Consider the following 21,849-nt stretch of genomic DNA (forward strand, 5'->3'; position numbering starts at 1 on the left):
ACGGTGACCGTTAATCATTCAACCTAACCCAAATACCCTTACTATGAAAAAAGCACGCCTCATGTGCTATTGCGCTGTTCTCATTGCATATACGATCAGTTGTAACAGTCCTGCAACAAACAACAAGGCGGATGAACCAATTGCCCAACAAGCCGATACCATCCGGCAAGTAGCAGACACCGCCCATACCGCCCCGGTCACGGGCTCCGTTCAGCCGGCTCCCGTTGCCAAAGTCATTGATACACTGACATTAACCCGCAACTCGGACATCCATATAATACAAATGGAAAAAACCGCATGGGAAGATTCAGCAGACAGCTACTTTTCCCGCTGTGCGAAATGGAAACTGGACGCTAACCAGGTGATCGATATCCTGAAGAATTCCCCGCAAATGGGTGCCCATATCCTGCATTATGCATTTTCCCAGTTACATTGCAGTATGGAAGGGACAGTCGCGATCGATAATAAGGAATACAAATTTGAGGTGAATGCCGGCTCCTATGTTATATTACGTAACAACGACACCACTTATTATCTCGATGCCGACAGGAAGCCGCTGCGCAAGTATTTTTTAGAAGAAAGTGACCATGGTCAATAGTGTGTATCTTCAGAATCTCTACAGAATGTTTTCTGATTTTCGTACTACACTTAGGAATTCGACTTCAACCATAAACAAAGGCCGGGCCATGCGGGTGTGCTCTTTGGGACAAGCGCAACGCATGCCCATCAGGCCAGCCTTGCCAAACTACAACTGCATATTGGCTGATAACAGCGTTGGGTGGGAGTTATCCATCCATGGGGATTGGTTACTCCCGGGGTTATATGTGTATAAGACCGGGGGGCTTGTCCTTCTGACATCCGCTTTGGGGCTGTAAAAGGATGTTATTATGATATTCAATAAATTTTCTCGTTACGTCGATTACTGTAACCGCAGGCGCTGTCAATTAGTTTCCAATAGAAACCTTTTTAACGGCCTGTAAATAGTCCTGGCCCCTTTTTCCAGGCCTTTCATATACATTTTCAGGTACTTTCCTGATAACACGGGATCATCTTCATAATATAGCCGGTATAATTCGAATTTGCTATCATTAACCAGTTCCTTCGCCATATCACGATCCAGTTTACATTTTCCAGACATAGCGCCTTTAACGCCCAGTTTAATTATCTTCTCATAACAGTAAATGGCTATATCATTCTGCCCGGCAGATCTTCTGACAGAACCCATTGTAGACAACACCATCGGACAATCCGGATCGAGTTCAACTGCCTGTATAATATAACGCTCTGCCACGCGCCATTTCCTCCAGTACACCTCTTTTCGTTGCTTCCCATTTTCGTCAAAACGGCTTTCATCAAGAAATGTTTGCGCAATACATTGCAGCAGATATGGGTCTTCTTTATAGCTTAATTTCCTGATTAATGACCTTGCTTTAGCGGAGTCACTTACAAGCACATTACGATATTCCTCCAATATTTTTCCTCTATCCATAATTCAACAACAATAGCTATTATAGTTTTCTTCCATTCTTATCAATTGCATAATTTTCCAGGATGTCTATTTCGATTAATAAAATAGCTGCGCAGATATCTAATGCAAACAATTTCTGCATAGAGGGGAGCTATTCCTATATAATAATAACCTTGCCCCGATGGCGAGTATTCTGGTCGCTGCGTAAGTCTATAAAACCATCACTGGATGCTATCGGCGGTTCCATCGATTCACATTTACCTCGCGGATGACAAGATAATTTTATTTACAAAATGACACGGCGCTATAAGCTCGCCCCCCATTTCTTCTTCCCGTCCTTAGATAGCAAATAGAACACCCGTCCAGACTCCTTATCCCACCCCATCTTTCCCACGGGCTCTACAAAAGACGGATCGGATTCAAAGAGCTTTTCTCTTTTTATTTCTTCCTTGGCCATGTTTAGAAAAATTACAAATGCCTCGAACTTATTACTATCTCAGTTACAATAAACACCGCCATAATGATCTCGCCCGGGTGATAAGATATATTTGTTTTCGCGAATCCAGGTATGTTCCAGTTTTTTGGTTAGGCAGCATTCGTAAGCCGCCTTTAAAGCATTTTCATCCCATTTCTTGCTATTTTCAATGTATAAAAGCCCTTGCTGCAAAACATCTAGAATCATTTTTTTTCTTTCAAACTTATTGCCATCATAGTATAGGCTGAAGTCAAACACCCTGCTGATCTTGATAACGTTTAACATTTCCTCCATTTGATTCTCCCGGTCGGCATTGTCTGAAATTTCAATGGTCACTTTCTTAAAAGAGCCTGCTTCGTATTTCCCCAGGCAGGAGAGATACAACGCTGTCATGCTCCAGATCGCTCCTCCCTCATTAAATTGCAATAGGAATTTATTAGGTGTTCTGATCGAAATATCTGCAAGTTTCATATTTGTCTTTTAACCCTAATGCCGGCAGGTCTTGTTCATGCACATTATTTATCCATTCTTTAAAGGAGTCCACATTACATTCCCTGGCATTGTTAAAATGCCGGGCCTTCACAGCCAGGTTGCAGGAATGCACAAGTCAAAAATGGTAATATGATCTGACGCACGGCAAACATATTTCAGAAGTAAAACACCATTTTTACTGCAGTAACATATCCGGTTTTCTAAAATTGACCTTGTCAATATTTATCTTCTTCAAAGCATTATTAAACCCGTCATATGAGTTAAATGATCTCTCTGACAAAGAGGCCGGATCTATAATAAACCACAATTCATTATATTGAATGTTGTTTACCTCTGTTCCGCCCTTAAAATAAATCATGATCTTTCTTGCCACCGTATCCACCCCTTGCACATTATCGATTGAAAGAGTTAGCAAGCTAGTGGTTTGTAATTCAAGTCGCCACTCCGTATCATTCACTTTAATGAGTTTATAAGGCTTTATTAGCGGGATATTGAGTCGATCAAACAGATTTCCTTTGGAATAAAAAGGATCAGCACTTTTTGTTTTTTTAGAGTGTTTGCAACCTAAACACACTAAAAAAACAAAACTTAAAATAATAAAGACGCTTTTCATTTTCAAGTAGTTTAATGAATCTGATCACTCCAGGCGAACCCTGGCGATCTCTAGCTGATCCGCCTGCGGATTTTTTGTTATTATCTGGTAGTATGCTCAATGATCCACTCCCGCGTTACCAATTATAAACTCCTCCACATACGAGTATGTAATAAAATAAATCAAACCTTAAATCAATCTTATTATCTACTTGGGAATTCAACTCTTTTAGTTGCTCTGCATTTAGTCGATATCCATCATAGAGTAAAGGGTCTTCTGCTGGAGGAGGCACTATTTTTGTTAGAGACTCAAAACTAATGCTATCGATATTAACTTCATCAATCAATTCGTCATCACTGAGCCGATAGATATTAATTGTCCTTTCAACTCTTTCCAGTTTATCTAATAAATTTTTTGATCCCATATTAAAATTTTATAAAACTAAAATAGGCGCAGCAGCCCCTCCAGTACCAACTGTTATTCCCAATTCAACGACTTTTAACAAAATATATCCAACTACTACAACCGTTGTTCCCACCTTAACTTCATTTCCAACGTAAGGAGACGGGAGAGCGTTGTTCATCCCATTAGGTGGAGCTGTTGATGGCAGCTCTGTGCCAATAGATTTAGGTGTCTTTCTATTCGTAATGGGATCTTTTATTTGGTCTCCTGTTTGTGGGTCATATGCTCCCTGATGTTTACCATTCTTATCATATTTTTCAACTTCACCATGTTGTTTATCCCATTCTAGAATACCACCTCCGGGCAATTGCCATCGCCATCTTTTACTTTTAGGGCTATACTGCCCTTTACCTGCGTCAGGAAAGCCTGGCAATCCATTTTTAGGTGCAGGTTTATATCCTTGCTGACTATCGTTATTGGGTACAGAACTGTCCCCAAGTGGATCACTAAATCTAATAGGATTATCAAACATGGCTGTATAAGGAGACCACGCATGCATACTATCCAATTTAGGATCTATTTGCAAAAAACGGCCTATTTGAGGATCGAGACCTCTATAAAATGCATCATACTGATTAACATCCAGGTCCTTCGTGAACTCTATCCCATTATACTTCTTCCTATTCTCCGCATAACTCATCCCTTTCAGCGCATTTGAAGATATCCCCGCCATCGTCAACCCAAATGGATAATAATGCGTCTCCTCCAACAACGGACCGGAAGCAACCCCTAACGTTACATTATCAAAGAACACATCCTGCGTGGTCTCATTACTCGTATACACATACATAAAGCCACTCTTCTTCACCACCATCTTATCCACTCCCAGCGTCTGCAGCTCATCCGGCTCTCCCTTCACCTGCCTTACCCCGCTATTATCTTCCACTAAGTTAAACTGATCATCGAATAAAGCAAAATTCAGATAAGCCTTCGGTTTATCCTCCCGGTTCTGGTCAGGGTCCTTTTCCTTTAAGCGCTGATAATCATTGCTATTAAAGTTCCTGAAAGGTGACAAGCTTTCTGCCTGACGAGCGCCATGCGCAGCAGTTGCGGAAGCGCCTCCACCGAACGCGTTCAACAGCGACGCCACCATATCCTCCGGCGTAGCCGGCTTATTATCTCCAGGGCCAACCGATTTATAAAATGCCCGCGCGCCTATCTGGATGGTATCACCCACCATTACCCGCAACACAATAGACGGCCCTATCTTTTTACCACCTTCTTTCGCGCTCAGTTTCGCTACAAACTTGTTTTGCGGTGCAGTCTCATCCTGCGGATAACCTGCCGGTTTATCTGTCCGCGTTTCTTCGGTATTGCTGAACAAGGCCGCTTCTTTTGCCGCGCTCTCTGTTTCCATAGTGGCGGTATACATACTAAAGTCTGTCTGCTCAGTCAGCACCGTCCTTACGTTCCCCAGGTGATCCTTCAGGAAGTAGTCATACACATAAGATACAGGGCTGCCGGTTTTAAACACCGCACGTATCCTGCCTTCTTCATGCCCCAGGAACTGCAGTGTATCGTTCTGATATACAAAACCACCAATATAAGTGGTCGTGGTCACCTTTGCCGGGCTACCTGTATTATCCGTAACCACCTTCTGCAGCTTATTACCAGTGGCATCGTATTTATACTGAATGCTCCCTTTACCGGTAACAGTAATAAGCTCCGGCAGGTTCAGATGATTATAGATGATGGTGTCAATCCCCTTATTAAGGTCCGTAGCCAGGTTACCATTCGCATCATAATCATAATCGTCACCGGTATTGGCGCCATTTACAAAATCGCCCAGTTTGGCGCTGGCAGTAACTTTTGGATCCCCCACAGCTGCCAAACGGTTACTGGCCTCACTGATTTTATAACGATAGCTAAGCTGATCAATAAGTTGTGGTGGTTGTGCGCCTATCATGCCCATCTGGTTCATTGTCATGATGTTGCCATTCGCGTCATAGCTAAGATTGCTCACGGAAAAGTCCATCTGGTCTTTTGTCCAGGCGCTGCTGCCACTGTTCTGCTGCGCATAATCTGCTACTGTTAACCGATTAGCATTATCATAATTATATCCATAAGAGCGCTGAATGCCGTTACTTTTACTTTTCCATTTTATACCCGCTATGTTGCCATTGTACTGGTTGGTGGCATACCCATAATCGTAACTGAGGTCCTGCCCAAACCAGTTGGCGGTGCTGCCGGCGGTACTCACAAAAGCCTTGTTGATGCTCTTTAGCCAGCCACGAAGATTATACTCATAGTTCAGGGTCTCCAGCTGGGTGCTGGCGCCGGTTACGCCCAGTCTTTTTGTTTTCAGCTGTCCCAGTTCATCGTAACTGTTTTCTGCAATTGTTTTAACGGCGCCAGCGTCATTCAACTGTTTTTTAATGGTCTTTACCCTGCCGGCAGCATCATACAACTGCTGGGTCATCACTGTCGTTTGCGGTGTTACCCCACTGCGTGGGTTGTTATGCCGCTGGTAAGTGCTGAGCAGCTTCCCGCTAAAATCATAAAGGCTGGTCACAATGTCTTTTCCACCGCTTACATTATCAGCAATCGTCTGCAGCGTACGGCCTTTATCGGTATAATAAATGGTGGAGGTCAGCCACTGGTCCGTACCCAATACCCTTACTTTACTGCCCGTTACCAGTCCTTTGGTAGTACTGCTGGTGCTGGTAATTACTTCCGCATAAGAGCTACCGCTATATTGAGGCTTGGTAAAATCCCCGGTCACGGCATTCTGCTTACCTGTAAAATTGTAATCATCATAAAAAGTATAGGTAAGCGGCATTAAAGCACTGGCAGGGATATTAGGCAGCGGGTTGGTAACGGTAATATTTGTAACGCCCTGGTTGGCAGAGGGATTAATATCCCCCTCTGTTTCGCCGGCGCCAGTGTCAAAGCCATCCTCAAAGTAAATGCTGTTGGTGGCTTCATATACTGCCCGGCCATCATAGTTAGCCACCACCAGATCGGCCACTCCGGGAAAGGTATAGCTGATGCTCTGGGTACTGCTGGTGGCGCTGTTCATACTGGTCTGCAGCGCATCCCGTGTAGCGGCAGAGCTGTAGAACGCTGTCATGGTGGGGCGGTTCAGCAGATCGTAAAAAGTAGCCATCCATTTAGTATCTTTCTTCAGGTTACCATCACGGCTAAATACCAGGCGGTCCCGCACGTCATACACCATTTCTACCGCAGCGGCCCCGGGTACTTTTTTCACGATCAGGCGGTTGCGGCCATCATACTGGTACTGAAAACACAGTTCATCAGCAATACTCTGGGAAATTACCCAAGTGGACGAAATCAAACCCACCGCCTTGGGAGGGATCACAAACCGCAGGTTCCCCAGGTCGTCGTACACATAGTAAGTACATAGCCAGCCGGCATGCCCATCAGCCGCGCCGGCCGTAAGCTCTACCCTTTTCAGCATCACCCGGCCATCTTTATCCTTAAATTCCACTACACGCAGGCCTCTTTCATCTTTTGTGATATTCTTAAAAAGCGTTCCGGCGGCATATACCCGGGTGGCGCTGCTGGTGGGGATAACAGCGCCAGGCGGCACATCCCAGATACGCACGCCATCGCCGGATGTATTTACCTCATACTGCAGCGTTGCCGGACGGCTACCTCCCTCCTTCGCCCAGCTATTACCAGGGCCGTAGCTTTTCGACACACGGTTCAGCGGCGATGCTTCATATTCTGTTTGTCCATAGTAGATGCTTTCTCCCGCAGCGCCAGGCGTCAATGTAGCATCCTGGTAAAACGCCTGCTGCCCGTTAAATGGATCAGCTTTAAATTTACCGTCATTGGTATTGCCGGTTTTAGGCACGTAAGGCAGGTACTTATATTGCTCACGACCAAACGCATCATATACAACCGGCGCTACCAGGTCTTTAAGACCAGGGGTAATAGCTTTGGTTACGGTTTGCAATGGCCTTCCCAGGCCATCGAAATACTGCGTGCTTTGCCTTACAGCATTTACATCTGTGGATGCGCTTACCGCTGCAGGATCCGCAGAGGGCATGCTGGGCTCCCAGCTGCGGACATAATTGATCGTAGTATTGGTATAGGCAGACGGCACCGTATTGGCTGTGGCAGCAGGCCGGATACTGGTATTGGGCACATTCTGAGCAAATGCAGCCTCGCTTTCTCCCAACACCATCAACCCTGCGGCTATTCTTAGTATAGGTATTATAAATCTTTGCATGTTGTTGTCTTTATAGGGTTAACTATTGGGTAATAGGATTTTGATACTGGTAATCATATTGTTTCAGGATCTTTCCATCCTTGTCCTTCACCAGTTTCAAACGTCCAAAACCATCATATTCAAAATAGGAAGTTTGTGCCTTGGGATCCGTCTGGCTGGTAACGCCTAATAAAGGAGAATAAGTATAAGTACTTACCTGGGCGCCAGTCAAGCCCGTACGCAGTTTCTGCAGTTCCGTCCTCAGCGCCGCATCACTGCCAGGGTTATCTAAAATGTTTTGCGTAATAAATTGTTTGGCAGTGTTATAGTCTGCGCCTTCTATACTTGCTACCGGATACTGACCACTGTACCCCCAAAAATAAGCGTGGTTAATATTGTTCTGCTCATGATAGGATAACAGGTTCCCAGCATCGCTATAGGCGTCAAAATAAACCTGCGGCTTATAGTTAGGATGCAGGACGGGCTGCCCGGCACTGGAAAAGGATGATTCCGTAAGGTCACTTAGCGGAGCAGCTGCCTCTATCTTATAGATCAGATCTGGTTTAAAAAACCCGGAAGCATACTGCCGGTAACTTGTAAATGTGCCTGACAACAGCTTCGTAGCGCCATCCCTCAGTAAAAACGCTTCCTGTTCCACTACCGGAGACAGCAGATGGCTGTTCCTCATTTTCTCCACAAAAGACAGATTACCGGATACAGTGTAGTCATTGGGTCTTTTATATTTTGTAATCAGGGTACTGCCGTCACTCCTTACAACATCCTCCCTGGTGGGCAACCTGTGCACGGCGTTCTGGTAATAGCTTGTCTTTATGGTAGCGATTTTCCCGGAATTACTGTATACAGTCTCTGTATCAGTAACAGGAACCACCCAGCTGGAAACATTATCATAGAACCGCATGTTGTAAACATATTTGGCGTCCGCTACTGTTGCCGCGGTCATTAATTTTACGCCTTTCAATGAGGTGGATTCATTTACGGAATAAGTGTACCCATTCCTTTTTAACACATCACCCTGGGCATTATAAACAATAACCGCAGTGGGTTTGCCATTTAGTGGGTTACCAACACTTGGGATGGTCGGGAAACCATCTGTATACTCCTCCGCATTGTTATAATAATACTCCATTCTACCGTTCTCCCCGTTCTCCCCTGCAAACTCTGTCACTTTTGAATATCCTATAATACCAGATCTGGAAGATAATCCGGAAGGGAACAGGGAGCTTGACTGTACTCCATAAAACCTGGCGGTATAATCACACGGTATAACAACGCCTGTACCAACGATAGGGCTGGAAAATCCTATGTCAATAGAATAATCATACTTTGGCTGGGATAATAATACCCCGGAAGATATTCCATTATCACCTACATAAGCATACCTTCTTACCGATTGATTACCCAGCGCATCGTAATCAGTGATACGTTTAATACGTATGCCGCCTCCTTTCCGGTAGGTCAGCGGAACAGTTTCCTTTTCCTGCCAGGAAATGCTCATATAGAAAGAATATCCCCGGGTGGCCAGTATAGACATGGTGTAGTTTCCCGTATCAAGCATACGGTCTGTAAAAACCGGGCTTGGGTTAGGCTGGTCATAATTTGCACTTGTACAGCCGGCAACAGTATTCAGCGTGCCGTTATCCTCCACCTTCCACACATTTGTATAACCCAGGCTCACAACATCCGTAACATTCGGATCAACCTTCTGATAACTGCACATGATACTGACGGGTATCCTGTCTGTTGGTGGTATCATGCCCACGGAGGAAAGATGGAAGTTGGCTGTTATCACATCCCCGGAAGGATGATTGGAATTAGATTGCACATAGGCGCTTTTATTAATTGTTCTATACGCCTGCTCACCGTGCAGGTTTGAATAATCGTGTAATTCGTATTCAAAATCCGTGTGCCCGCCTGTAGGATATATAATTTCATACAACACGCCATACATCGGGTAGTTAGACAGGGTATCCGCGCTTTTGTCAGCGCCTGTAAAGGATAATGGGGCCAAAGGAAAAATGGTGCTTGGCAATAAGCTGTAATTGACAATGCCATTATAGTACCCCCAATGGTCAATGGACTTCGTGTACTTGGGAGCAATGAGATTAGGATTAATATAATTAAAAGCATAAGGCGGCTTCCGGATATCACCAGCCCCCAGCTCTGCAACAGAGTCCAGTTTCAGACGGGTGCTCTGATCCAGGCTGAGGAAGTACGTATAATAAAAAGAATAAGCCTTTATACGCGCACCGCTCTTATTTTTAATAATAATACTATCCAGCTTGGATGGCTTCACCAGGCCATCGTCATTATCCAGGTAGTCGACATCTGTTCTTTCGGATATCTTAAATTCAACGGAACCATTCTGAAAGGTGATCTTCTGCAAATAGGCGTCCTGTATTGCCTGTCTCGAAGCGTCGTATGAATGGTAATCATTACTGAAGCCGGACGGTGTCTGCGCGCTGCAACCTGTAACAGCGATCGCTCCAAATTTGATCAGCATCTCAGATTGGTTCACCAGGCTCAGGCTTTTGCCCCGTACATATGTAAAACTCACCTTTTCAGCGGTAGGCGCTACAATGGAATCAAGGTACCAGGCAGTCACGGGCGATGAGTTAATATCCATATTAAGCCCCGTAACACCATCAAAACTGGTGAGCTCAAAAGAAGAAGACCGGTTATAATCCTGTGTTCTCTCTAAAGTGCCAAAATAATATTTATATCCTTCGGCATCCGTTGCAATCCACTTGCCCGCACTATAAATAAACTCCAGGTTATTTTTCTGGTCAGAAAATATAACGGAACCGCCGGCCTTCTTACCTATCACGAACCGGCCGCTGAATTCCCCAAAGTTATAGTTAAACATATCCGGCTCCCCATCCATCTGCCCGTCATAAACATTGTCGAAATATTGCCTGTCAGACTGTACCGTAGCTGGATTGTATAAATAAGAATTGCCAGCCGTACTGGCAGGCAAAGCCTGGGAATTATAATAACCATGCTCTATAAAATCATCCTGCTGCCTCACCACCCGGGTAATGGCCCCACCTGCATTCAATGTCCATCCAAGCCCAACCCAGGAAGCATCCTGTAACACCCTGGTACCGCTTGCATCGTATTGCAACGCGATCTTTAAAGAATGATTGGGAGTAACTATATCATACAACGGAACTGCAATATTGGGTGATCCATTATAATAGCTTACCGGTATATTTCCAAACTGTCCAAGAGCAGCCGCAGTTGGAGATGGCGGTACAACTTTGGCAGACCGGTATGGCATATCCTGCCCTTTTGTGATGGCAGAACAATAGCAAAAAACAAACAATATCAAAAATATTCTTTTCATATTTTCGGCGCTCATAGTAATACATTATAAATACAATAACTCGTTCTGTGGTAGGCCCCCCTGCATTAGCGGCATGTGCATTTTACACCTCTAAAGTGGCGTCATCAGGGTAATAATTATGGATCCCGGGTACTGTGCAGTTGATGATCTGGTTACAAACAGCAAACATAGTGCAGTTAAAATCTTCTTCATTCACTTTGATATAAGGACGTTTAACAAAATAACAGCTATAATACGCATACTATCTGCGTGGGTAAGATATACACATCACACATAAATGTCTAAACCCAACGAATAAACTGAGAAAATACGGGTTATACGCTCTTGGGCAACAACACTTTCCAGGTATAGCTTCGAAACAAAGAAAGAAAATCTTTGGTGTTGTTACAATAAGTTTCCAATATAATATAATTTAATATATATGAGCTTTAAAATATTATATCCGGATCGTCCTGTCAACAGCAACTTATCCCACCAAAGTGCTAACAGAATTTTGAACACCCCCCCACATTAACTTTACATTAATCTTCCCCACCCCCCTGGCAAATCTTCCCATCTCCCAATAAGTTTGCGCCTGTACACCTAAAAATAACTATCATGGATCGTCGTTCGCTCATCAAGCGCCTCGGACTGGGCGCCATACTCGGTACCCTGCCGGGTGCAAACATCCTCCAGGCAGCCACCCAGCCTGCCGGTATCGCCGGCAAAAAAAGAGTGCTCCGTTTTGCCCACCTTACAGATGTGCACCTGGAACCGGAGCTCAATGCCCCTAAAGGACTGGCCGCCTGCCTCCATCATATCCAATCGCAAAAAGATCAGCCGTCGTTTATTATGAATACCGGCGACTGTATCATGGATGCGCTCAAACAGCCCAAAGACCGCGTTGAAACGCAATGGCAGCTCTGGCATGGCCTCATGAAAAGCGATAACAGCCTGCCGCTGGAGTATTGTATCGGCAACCACGACTGCTGGGGCGCCGGACAAACCACAGACCCGCTCTATGGCAAAAAATATGCGCTGGATAAAATGCATCTGGAAAAGCCCTACCGCAGCTTTGATAAAGTAGGCTGGCACTTCATCGTGCTGGATAGCATCCAGACCAAAGCCGATGGGACCTGGTACACCTGTACCCTGGACGATGAGCAGTTTGCCTGGCTGGAGCAGGACCTGGCCGCGCATACAGATAAACCCGTGATCGTGGTATCCCACGTACCTATCGTATCCGCCGCCACCGTAGTGGTTGACAATAAATTCAAAGAAGAACAGGGTTATGTGCTGGGCCTGGGCTCAATGCATATCGACGCGCCGCGGATCGTAGCATTGTTTGACAAACATCCCAACGTAAAACTCTGCCTGAGCGGACATATCCACCTGTATGAGCAGATCATGTATAACGGCGTTACCTACATTAGCAACGGCGCCTGCAGCGGCGACTGGTGGAAAGGCATGCGCTACCGTACAGATAATGGCTATGCCATGGTGAACCTGTATGACGACGGTAGCTTTGACAATACATACATCCCCTACGGGTGGAAGGTATAACCTGACTACTGCTATAAAAATAAAGGGCGCACTCCAAAGCTGAGCGCGCCCTTTTGTTATCTTAAATCCAGATCATGCGATACAGCCCACCGGGTTAATGGTAAAATACTCCTGGCTAACGCTGCCATCAGACCACCGCCAGTAATAATAGCAGTGATATTCATGCTTCACGTTATCCCACTCGCTCCGGGTCCAGACACGCTGGCCGGTCTCACATATGCCATTGATCAGCTTTTTGTCCTGGCCAACACAGTCGGCAGGCTTGATCCGCTGTTTAACGGCGTTCCTTTCATGACTTACGGCATGTTTAGCTTTTGATGGCCCGTTATCTTTAACAACTGGCCCGTTTGCAAACGTTACCTGGAAGGACAATGCGGCTGCCAGGCAAAATAGTAGCTGTTTCATTGTACAAAATGTTTGTGGGTGAATGAATATTGGTGGTATGACACTGCGCTTACGCAACAGTAACTATCATGGGCAACCGGGAAAGCTCATAAAAAAGTATTCCCCGCTAACAGTGAAGTCAGAGAAATGATACTCATAATAACAAGTCCATTCATGCGTGGTACTATTAAATACGCTCCTGGTATATTTCAGCTGACCAGTCTCGCATACGCCGTTGATCAGCTTCTGCCCTTCGCCTGAACACGGCGGCTTAACAATGCCAGGTGCGGAAGGCTTACCCAGGGTGGAGGGCTGCGCAACGCAGGGATCAGGTGCTGTCTGTTGGCTGGAAGTGGCGCTCACGGCCGGCTTTGTAGTTTGGGCAGTAACGCTTTGCGCCATGGAAAACTGCGCAAACAGGAACATGGAAGCCATGCCTAACAATAGGTGTTTCATGCGGGTTATTTTTGAGTGTTAATAAAAACTATATGGTAATGACGGGGTACTTTGCTGTGGCATAGTATCAGGTATAGGTGTCATTGATTCCGGTATAGGTTATTCGTTGATCACAGGCAACAATACTAAATTAAGAAAGCGCTGTATACAATCAGTTTTTTTAATTGCAAAAAAATCGCTATATAACAAAAAGGCTCCCCGTCAATACAGCGGTTCTAAAGCTAGCTGCTTTCAAACCCGCCGCACTCCTGGTAAGCCCTTAATATAATGCGTTGACTACAGTCTATTTATACACGGTAGGATTGGTCGATAACCTGAAATAACTATCGCTGTTGAACAGGATACAGGGTGTTGCCCCTGTTTTATCACATACGCTGATGGCAACGGCTATTTCGCGGCTCGTATCTTTTTGCGGTACCGTTACTGCTTTACCGCCGTCCAATACAAATATGCCCGGTTGCAGGCCAGAGGAAGGGTTGATAAGATCCCCGGCCCGCCATTCGCGCCGGTTCTTCACCTTCAGGTATAAAGTATTGCCTTTGATACGGTAACGACCATATACGCTCAGGAATGGGTTCAGATCTTCATACTGGCTGCGGTGATAGGCAAACTTACCATCCCGGTAAAACTGCAGGCAGGCCAGCCAGGCGTCTGCCATCTGCGGCGTTTTCTCCTGCCATACGCCAATAATGTCCTTGGAGGAAAGCAGGCCGTCTTCAACAACCGGTTCTTTAGTGATTTCTTTGGCGGCTGCCGCGGTCACGGTAGATGCAGTCTTTGTACGTTTGGCAGTACTCGTTTTGGCCGTACTGGTCTTTGATGTGCTGGCCTTGGTGCCTGTTTTCTGTGCGCCGCTTTTCGTCGTGGTTCGTGATGCTTTAGCTTGTGTGGTTTTAGTCTGCTGCGTAGTCTTTGTACGCTGCTGGGCCAATGTTTCACGAGGATGAATCCCTGCCGCCAGGAGCAGGATAATAAATAACGTTCTCATTTTCTCTAATCTCTTATTCGCCCGCAAAGTTAATTCATAAGAAATAAATATTTAACTTTTTTGTAATGAATAATGATAAAGGACAGGAAACCAGGGCTGAAGGGGCTATTCAAAGGATGATATCACCACCCGGCAATGCTACCCCGCAATCCGTGGCAGGGTGTAACCTTTCATAGCAGTTGCAGTAACGTTGCGCAGCAGTTGCCATGCAATTACGCTGCAGTGGGTATCACCGCCACAATATCCGCAGCCATATAACGACGGTCAGCCAGCGGATATACCATGCCCCTGTCCACTATACAGGCGCGCAGCTGCAATACTACGAACAACACGCCTTTACCGGGCGCCATCAGCGGCAGCTCCAGCGCAGGCAAACGCAGGGACGCCAGGTCTGCCACGATCTTTGTTTCCAGCGCCTCCAGGATCTGCTGCTGCTCAAAATCAATGCCTACGCCAATCGCCCGCACTTCCAGGTGTGTAGCAGGGCCCATCCTGCGCAAGGGCTGTGGCGGGATCTGTAATACGCCTTCCGCCGTAAATGCCGGCATCTGGCTAAGCAGTTTATTGATACCCTTATTGCCATTAAAACTAAAACCTTGCAGCCCCCGCAGGCAATCGTCCGGATGTACAACCGGCGCCGGCGTGACTGGCAGTATAGGCTTCGCCGTTACTGGCCGCGGATCTATAGGCCGGGAAGCTGCATTGGCCTCATCCAACGGGTAAGGCCGCATAGCAGTATCTTGGTTAAGAGCTCCCGGCTCCGGCTTGCCGGCCATTACCAGCGCCTTATTCAACCGGTTCACTAAACTGCCGTCATACGTAAGCCCCAAATGGGGTACAATGGCCTGACGGATCAGCTGCCCTTTCCGGCTGATGGTCCCAAAACCTGTGGCGGCCCGTTTGGTGGCCACCGTTTGCTGTACCGTTTCCGGTATCCTGCGGATCACATGTTTTCCCTTCCGGTAATAGCCGGTCACATTACCCAGCTTGCCGGTAAAGGTCAGCGTGCCTGTTTGCTTTGCCATAACATATTGTTTTTATGCTCATTAGGAATATATTTTCAACTAATTTAGCTAAAATATAAATACGTTTAGCAAAAACAGGCACGCCTTCCGCCTAATGCAGCTCCTCTCCTTCTTTTATCTCGTCATTAGCGTTCACGATCACCCGGTCAGTATCCCGGAAATCGCCAAACACTTCTATCTTATCATCCGTAGCGTTACCCGTGATCACGTCCTGTTTGACAGTTTTACCATTGCGCACCAGTATCACATACTTCCGCTCTGTGGAGGTGACCACGGCAGAAACAGGCACGGAAAATGCGTTATGGCTGCTGCCCGCGTCCAGCACCACATCCGCGTACATACCCGGGTGCAGCTGCCCGTCCTTGTTCCAGATATCCATTTCCACCCGCTCCATACGGTAGGCAGTATTTACGTTTTCTGAGCGGCGGGCTATCTGTGCAGACATCCGTTTGCCGGGAAAAGCGCTCAGGTAAAAATCCATCTTAGTGCGGTTATCCAGGCTGCCGGCAATATTCTCCGGTACGTCTACCTGTAAGCGGAGGCGGTCCTCCTGCTTCAGCTCCAGCATGGGTTTGGCGTCTTTGGCAGTAGGGCCCACCAGCGCGCCGGGATGCACATTCCTTTCCGTGATCACGCCATCAAAAGGGGCCGTCACCTGCAGATAGCCCATCAGGGCTTTCTGCATTTCCCAGCTGGCCTTTTCAGCGTTACACAGCGCGCTGTCTGCCTGCATCTTGGCTTTGGAGGCTGCCAGGTCCATGGGCGAAATAGCGCCTTTTGTCTGGGAGGCCTCCAGCAGGCGGGAATAGTTCTCTTTTGAGATCGCATAGTCTGCCTGTGCACGGGCGTATTTTTCACGTGCCTGCACTGCCGCCGCATCCAGCTCCGGATCTTCCAGCGACATCAGCAGCTGTCCTCTTTTCACCTTAGTGCCAATATCTACCAGCACTTCTTTCACATAGCCGTTCACTTTAGGGAACACAGTGATCTCCTGGTAGGCGCTTAGCTGGGCAGGCAGCTTCATGGCCGCTGCCACGCCGGCTTTGCTCACCGGCGCCATTTCATAATGCGGGCTGGCGGCAGTTGCCGCAGTGGGCTTCTTCTCCGCAGACTGACCGGAGGAACAGGCATATAAACCGCCTGCTATAATGAGGATAATAATATACTGTTTCATGATCTACTGAACTTGTTTATGATCTTTTTTAATACACATCTTTTAATGTACCGCTACCGCTTCCTCTACTTCATCCTCCGGCAATAAAGACACGGAACCAAATGTTTTGCTTTGCTGTACCCAGCCATATACCAGCGGCACAATGAACAGCGCCGCAAATGTGGACGCCGCCAGACCGCCAATTACGGCGCGCCCCAGCGGGGCTGACTGATCACCGGACTCTCCCAGCCCGCTGGCCATGGGGATCATACCCGCGATCATGGCCAGACTGGTCATAAGGATGGGCCGCAAACGGATACTCGCAGCCACAACAGCCGCTTTAAAAGGGTCTTTATATTCCAGCCGCAATGCCTCCGCATTGGTCACGATAAGGATCGCATTGGCCACAGATACCCCGGTAGACATGATAATACCCATGTATGACTGCAGGTTCAGCGTAGCGCCCGTGGCCAGCAACAGCAGCATAGCGCCTAACAGTACCGCCGGCACTGTGGCCAGTACGGTAACGGATAAGCCAAACGATTGATAGTTAGCGGCCAGCAACAGCAGGATCACCACAATAGCGGCCAGCAGCCCATTTTGCAAAGAGTCTAATGTTTCCGTAAGCAGGGACGACATGCCTTGCACTTCCGCAATAAGGCCGGCCGGTTTCTCGCCCAGGCCGTCCAGGGCATGCTGTACGGCCGTGGTAGCGGTACCCAGGTCCCGTTTGTATACATTGGCGCTTACGGTCAGGAACCTGCGCGGCCCCGCACGGTCATATTCTCCTGGAACGGTATCCACCTTCAGTGTAGCCACATCAGACAATACCGGCCGCATAGCGCCCGGCACCAGCGGAATGGCGCTCATCTGCTCCACAGAGTTCATGATATATTCCGGTACCTGCACCTGCGTTTGGTAGGTATAGGAAGAGCGCTCATCCAGCCACAGGTTTTTACTGGTATACCGGCTGGAGGAGGTGGCCTCCGTAATGCTCCGGGATACATTGTCAATAGTAAGCCCCATCTGTGCCAGCTTCTGCCGGTCAATACGGATGCTGATGTTCTGGAAATGCTGCGGCTGCGCAATCTGCACATCCCGCAAATAACTGATCTCCTGCAAGGCCTTCACCAGCCGTTGCGAATAAGCGGTAATATCCGCATAGTTTTTGCCCGCTACCCTCACCTCTATTGGGGTGGATGCGCCCTGCGCCATGATCTTCTCCGTCAGCTCAATGGGCTCAAAGGACAGCTTCACTTCCGGGTATTGCTGCAGGATCTGTTTCCGCAGCTCGTCTTTCAGATCATCCATCTTTACCTTATAATCCTCATCCAGGTTTACCTGTATCAGCCCTTCCTGCGTGCCGCTGGAAAATATATACAGGTTACTGGTGCCAAAATTGCTGGGCACCAGCCCCACGTAGGCGGAGCTGATGTTTACATGATTATGCACCGTGGAGTCAATGATATGCAGAATGCCTTTTACCGTGCGCTCCGTTACTTCCAGGCGGGCGCCGTCCGGTTCCCGCACGCGTAACTGTAACTGCCCTACATTGGATTTGGGCAACAGGTCCTTGCCTATGATCACAAAACACAACCCCGCTGCCCCAAAGGCCAGCACCAGGTAAGTGATCACAATGAATTTCCGTTTAGGCATCCAGCGTTCCAGCCGGTGGGCCAGCCCTCTTTTCAAGCGGGGAAAGAAACTTTTGTCTTCCTGCTGATGGTGGGCGTTCACTTCGCGTATCTCGCCATCATCCAGTGCCAGACCGGCATGCGCGTGCTGGAACATTTCCGCCTTTAACAGCCAGTTCGAGATCACCGGCACCAGGGTTTGCGCCGCGATAAACGAAACGATCATGGCAAAACCAATAGACAACGACAACGGCAGGAACATGGCCTTTGGCACGCCGCTCATGATAAAGGAAGGCGCAAATACCGCCAGTATACACAACAGTATCAGCAGCAGCGGAAACGATATTTCGCTGCACGCATCCAGGATAGCCTGCCGTTTGGATTTACCCATCTCCAGGTGCTGGTGTATGTTCTCGATGGTAACCGTGGCCTGGTCCACCAGCACGCCAATCGCCAGGGATAAACCGCTCAGCGTCATGATATTGATGGTCTGCCCGGCCAGGTGCAGAAAAAGGACCGCGCTCAGTATCGCTACCGGGATGGTCACGATCACCACCAGGCTGCTGCGCCAGTCGCGCAGGAACAGCAGCACCATCAATCCGGTAAGGATAGCGCCCAGTATACCTTCTGTCATCAGGCTCATGGCGGAGTTGATCACAAATACAGACTGGTCAAACTCGTAGCTGATGTTCACATCATCCGGCAACAGGCTTTTCATTTCCGGGATCTTATGTTTCAGGTTTTGCACCACTTCCCAGGTAGAGGCGTCCGCCGTCTTTACCACCGGCATGTATACCGAACGTTTACCATTTACCAGCGCATAATCCACCGTAATGTCCGCGCCATCTGTTACATGGGCAATATCCCGCACAAACACAGAGGTCACACCCCGGGTGGTGATGGGAATATCTTCAAAATGCGCCACCTTCTCTTCCAGGGAGTTGATAGATGTTACATACATCGTATTACCCACCCGCAGGTTGCCGGAGGGCGTAATGGTATTATTCTTTGCAATAGCCGTCACCACCTCGTCCGGCGAAAGATTATAAGTGCGCAGCTTCTGCGGGTCTACATTGATCACCACCGTACGCGCATTGGAACCAAAAGGCGGCGAGGCGGAGAGGCCCGGCACCGTAGCAAACAACGGCCGGATCCGGGTCAGCACCAGGTCAAACATCTCCTTCAGCGATCTTGTCTTACTGCTGAACACCAGCTCGCCCACCGGCAGGGACGATGCGTCAAAACGCACTACCTGCGGCGGCAGCGCCCCCGGCGGAAAAAAGGACTGGCTCCGGTTCACCTGTAACGCCACCTGGGCGGAGGCTTCGGCCATATCCGTGCTCTCATAAAACGTGAGCTTAATGAGGGAAAGCCCCTGTATATTCTTACTTTCAATATTCTTGATCCCATTCACATACAGGAACTGGTCCTGCATACGGGTGGCAAAGAAACCCTCCATCTGCTTGGGCGACATACCTCCATACTGTTCTATTACATAGATGGTAGGCAGGTTCAGCTTGGGAAAGATATCAATAGGTATGCTGCGGATGGCCACCACCGAGAACAGCATAAGGCCCATAAAGAGCACCAGCACGGTGATTGGTCGTTTTAATGCGGCTCTTACCATACAATTAGTTTTTAACGGATTGAATAAACTGGTCCAGGTTACCGGTAGCCGCGGCTTTATCCAGGTTGGCCTGCAGCCAGTCGTTTAAGGTCTCTACATAATCTGTTTGCGCACGGTACAGCACAAACGAAGAATTGGTAAGGTCCACCAGGTTAATGATACCTGCGCGGTACTGCGCCATCTTCTGGGAATAAGCATCCTCAGCGGCCTGCAACTGTACCGGCAGCTGGTGCAGGTTCTGCTCATCTACATCGATGGCTGTCTGCGCCTGTAGCAAGGCCGTCTTAAGCGCTTGCTGCTGTTGCTGCAAACCATAATCGCTGGCCTGGATATTATACCGGTTCACAGACAGCTTATCTTTCCGGTGCACGCCGTCAAACAGGTTATATACCACGGTAAGCCCTACCCCATAGTTCACGCGCTGGTATCCCAGCCCGGTAGAGAGGGCCTTGTAGTTATAATCATTATCATAATCCACGCTGCTGCCGCGGGCCCAAAAGCCGCCGGCCAGCAACACCTTGGGCAGGTAACTTTTTTTGATCAGGTTGGCGGTAGCGGTATATACTTCTCGCTGGTGACGGTAATAGTCCACCAGCGGGTTATTGATCGTATCCGCCAGGCTGCCCCAGGCGGTATCCGCCTGCAGCGAATACTGTTTCCCGGAAAGGTCCATGGTCAGGCTGTCCTTTTTCATTAAATGGGCATACCGTTGTTCGGATGTATCAATGGAGATGCTATCTATCCCCGTCAGGAAAGAAAGCTGCTGTTGCAGCTGCCTTATCTCTCCTACCCGCTGGTTATAGCTGATCTGCGAGCGGGATAACTCTGCGCCCGCCAGCGAAGAATCCACCCCGGCCCGGATCCCGCTTTTGGTGATCGCCTGTATCACATTGTAGATGGCCTCGTAACGGCTGATGTTCTGCTGATCCACCCCCAATTGATAAAGATTGCGCAGCATAGTAAAATACAGTTTGCCCACCTGCAGCCGGGTAAGATAAATTTCGCGGGAAAGGTCCGATGAACGCAAATCCCTGTTCACTGTGGCATTTGCTACGCGGGCCTTATTCAGCCCAAAATTCAGCAGCTCGTATTCGCCATATACCATCCCAATATTGCCGGTAGCCGGCTGGTAGATATTGGCATTACGGATAGCCCCGGAGGTAGAGATAGCGCCGGGAAAATAAGTACCGGCGGCGCCATTGGCGGTGGAGAGGATCACCTGGTCCTGCAGCTTAAGGCTGGGCAGGGCCGCATGCCGCACGTCTGTGATGTTTGCCTGGGCGCTGTTAACCAAAGCCTGTTTCTGTAAAATAGCGGGTAGATGATGCGCTGCGGAGTCTGTTAACGCCTGCAGGGAATACCCCTGCGCGCATACTTTTTCCTGTATTGCAACGAGCATAATAATGCCAGCTACAACACCTACTGCTTTACTGCAATAGCCTGTCATTCAGTTTAATTTACTGTGAAAGATTAAAGGGCGCAGGGTAATGCATATAACACTGCCGCCGGCTGTTCATTGCCGTCAGACAAGCATTTGCGCCGATGTTGGAAATGGGAAGATCAGGCTACGGGAGGGCCGCGCCAGTCGCTCAGGTCAATGGCTACCGTAATAAAGGGCTGCACCTGGCTGTAATAACGGGTATGGATATATACAAACTGCGGGCGTATATGGCAGGAGTAAATGACCAGTCCTTCTTCATGACCATCATTCAAACCTACCGGCCTGCGTTTAAAGTATTCTTTCCAGGGCTTTAACTGGTGTAGTGTGCTGGCTACGGGGCGGGTGGGCAGCTCTGCGGCGGTATGCGCAGAGTAAGCGGTGGCATCGGCGGTGGATTGCCATGCGGCTATACGCTCCCATCCGTGCGGGCCGGACAGGAAAAGCATGCTGGCAAGGAATAAGTATTCTATTAGCCGTCTCAATGCTCCCCGGTTTATGGAGCGCTAAAGTATTATATTATGCGCAAAATGTGGAATATATCCACAGGTTTTAATGAAATTTTAATAGGGCAA

The 21,849-nt window shown here is 48.1% G+C and carries 17 protein-coding genes; 2 read left to right on the forward strand and 15 right to left on the reverse strand.

The features are described from left to right. The first annotated feature begins 43 nt into the window (after positions 1 to 43). Positions 44 to 598 carry a hypothetical protein gene (locus tag F0L74_RS20440; protein ID WP_149839774.1) on the forward strand — a complete coding sequence of 185 codons (555 nt, stop codon included), beginning with the start codon at positions 44 to 46 and terminating at the stop codon, positions 596 to 598. Positions 599 to 940: 342 nt separating this feature from the next. Here the strand turns inward: F0L74_RS20440 and F0L74_RS20445 are convergent, their stop codons facing one another. The 7 genes from F0L74_RS20445 to F0L74_RS20470 all read right to left on the reverse strand — a co-directional run bounded on the left by F0L74_RS20445 (position 941) and on the right by F0L74_RS20470 (position 10,961). Beyond that, positions 941 to 1,489, reverse strand: coding sequence for a tetratricopeptide repeat protein (locus F0L74_RS20445; protein ID WP_149839775.1), 549 nt, complete (start codon positions 1,487 to 1,489; stop codon positions 941 to 943). A 283-nt stretch (positions 1,490 to 1,772) separates the two neighbouring features. Further along, positions 1,773 to 1,925, reverse strand: a complete 153-nt coding sequence (locus F0L74_RS33340; RefSeq protein ID WP_188316087.1) for a hypothetical protein — start codon at positions 1,923 to 1,925, stop codon at positions 1,773 to 1,775. Positions 1,926 to 1,964: 39 nt separating this feature from the next. Next, positions 1,965 to 2,414 carry a hypothetical protein gene (locus F0L74_RS20450; RefSeq protein ID WP_149839776.1) on the reverse strand — a complete coding sequence of 150 codons (450 nt, stop codon included), beginning with the start codon at positions 2,412 to 2,414 and terminating at the stop codon, positions 1,965 to 1,967. Positions 2,415 to 2,610: 196 nt separating this feature from the next. Then, positions 2,611 to 3,048: a hypothetical protein gene (locus F0L74_RS20455; protein ID WP_149839777.1), complete on the reverse strand. Its 438-nt coding sequence runs from the start codon at positions 3,046 to 3,048 to the stop codon at positions 2,611 to 2,613. 115 nt (positions 3,049 to 3,163) lie between these two features. Continuing rightward, entirely contained in the window at positions 3,164 to 3,451 is a 288-nt protein-coding gene (locus tag F0L74_RS20460) for a DUF7683 domain-containing protein (protein WP_149839778.1), read from the reverse strand. 9 nt (positions 3,452 to 3,460) lie between these two features. Next, positions 3,461 to 7,684, reverse strand: coding sequence for a DUF6443 domain-containing protein (locus F0L74_RS20465; RefSeq protein WP_149839779.1), 4,224 nt, complete (start codon positions 7,682 to 7,684; stop codon positions 3,461 to 3,463). Positions 7,685 to 7,706: 22 nt separating this feature from the next. Beyond that, complete coding sequence (locus tag F0L74_RS20470) at positions 7,707 to 10,961, reverse strand: RHS repeat domain-containing protein (RefSeq protein WP_149839780.1); 3,255 nt, start codon at positions 10,959 to 10,961, stop codon at positions 7,707 to 7,709. A 663-nt stretch (positions 10,962 to 11,624) separates the two neighbouring features. On the opposite strand from F0L74_RS20470, the gene F0L74_RS20475 reads away from it, so the two are divergent. Continuing rightward, positions 11,625 to 12,569: a metallophosphoesterase family protein gene (locus F0L74_RS20475; RefSeq protein WP_149839781.1), complete on the forward strand. Its 945-nt coding sequence runs from the start codon at positions 11,625 to 11,627 to the stop codon at positions 12,567 to 12,569. Between the two features lie 72 nt (positions 12,570 to 12,641). Here the strand turns inward: F0L74_RS20475 and F0L74_RS20480 are convergent, their stop codons facing one another. The 8 genes from F0L74_RS20480 to F0L74_RS20515 all read right to left on the reverse strand — a co-directional run bounded on the left by F0L74_RS20480 (position 12,642) and on the right by F0L74_RS20515 (position 21,759). Next, entirely contained in the window at positions 12,642 to 12,974 is a 333-nt protein-coding gene (locus F0L74_RS20480; RefSeq protein ID WP_149839782.1) for a hypothetical protein, read from the reverse strand. A gap of 66 nt (positions 12,975 to 13,040) precedes the next feature. Then, a complete protein-coding gene (locus F0L74_RS20485) occupies positions 13,041 to 13,409 on the reverse strand; it encodes a hypothetical protein (protein WP_149839783.1) in 369 nt (122 codons plus the stop codon). A 283-nt stretch (positions 13,410 to 13,692) separates the two neighbouring features. Next, positions 13,693 to 14,397: a hypothetical protein gene (locus F0L74_RS20490; RefSeq protein WP_149839784.1), complete on the reverse strand. Its 705-nt coding sequence runs from the start codon at positions 14,395 to 14,397 to the stop codon at positions 13,693 to 13,695. 212 nt (positions 14,398 to 14,609) lie between these two features. Then, positions 14,610 to 15,422 carry a hypothetical protein gene (locus tag F0L74_RS20495; RefSeq protein WP_149839785.1) on the reverse strand — a complete coding sequence of 271 codons (813 nt, stop codon included), beginning with the start codon at positions 15,420 to 15,422 and terminating at the stop codon, positions 14,610 to 14,612. Positions 15,423 to 15,513: 91 nt separating this feature from the next. Beyond that, complete coding sequence (locus tag F0L74_RS20500) at positions 15,514 to 16,596, reverse strand: efflux RND transporter periplasmic adaptor subunit (RefSeq protein WP_149839786.1); 1,083 nt, start codon at positions 16,594 to 16,596, stop codon at positions 15,514 to 15,516. A 42-nt stretch (positions 16,597 to 16,638) separates the two neighbouring features. Then, positions 16,639 to 19,836 carry an efflux RND transporter permease subunit gene (locus tag F0L74_RS20505; RefSeq protein WP_149839787.1) on the reverse strand — a complete coding sequence of 1,066 codons (3,198 nt, stop codon included), beginning with the start codon at positions 19,834 to 19,836 and terminating at the stop codon, positions 16,639 to 16,641. Between the two features lie 4 nt (positions 19,837 to 19,840). Next, positions 19,841 to 21,283 (reverse strand): TolC family protein, encoded by a 1,443-nt coding sequence (locus F0L74_RS20510; RefSeq protein WP_149839788.1) that lies wholly within the window; start codon positions 21,281 to 21,283, stop codon positions 19,841 to 19,843. A gap of 113 nt (positions 21,284 to 21,396) precedes the next feature. After that, positions 21,397 to 21,759: a hypothetical protein gene (locus F0L74_RS20515; protein ID WP_149839789.1), complete on the reverse strand. Its 363-nt coding sequence runs from the start codon at positions 21,757 to 21,759 to the stop codon at positions 21,397 to 21,399. Positions 21,760 to 21,849 lie beyond the last annotated feature (90 nt).

It is taken from the genome of Chitinophaga agrisoli (assembly GCF_008386695.1).
Classification (GTDB): domain Bacteria; phylum Bacteroidota; class Bacteroidia; order Chitinophagales; family Chitinophagaceae; genus Chitinophaga; species Chitinophaga agrisoli.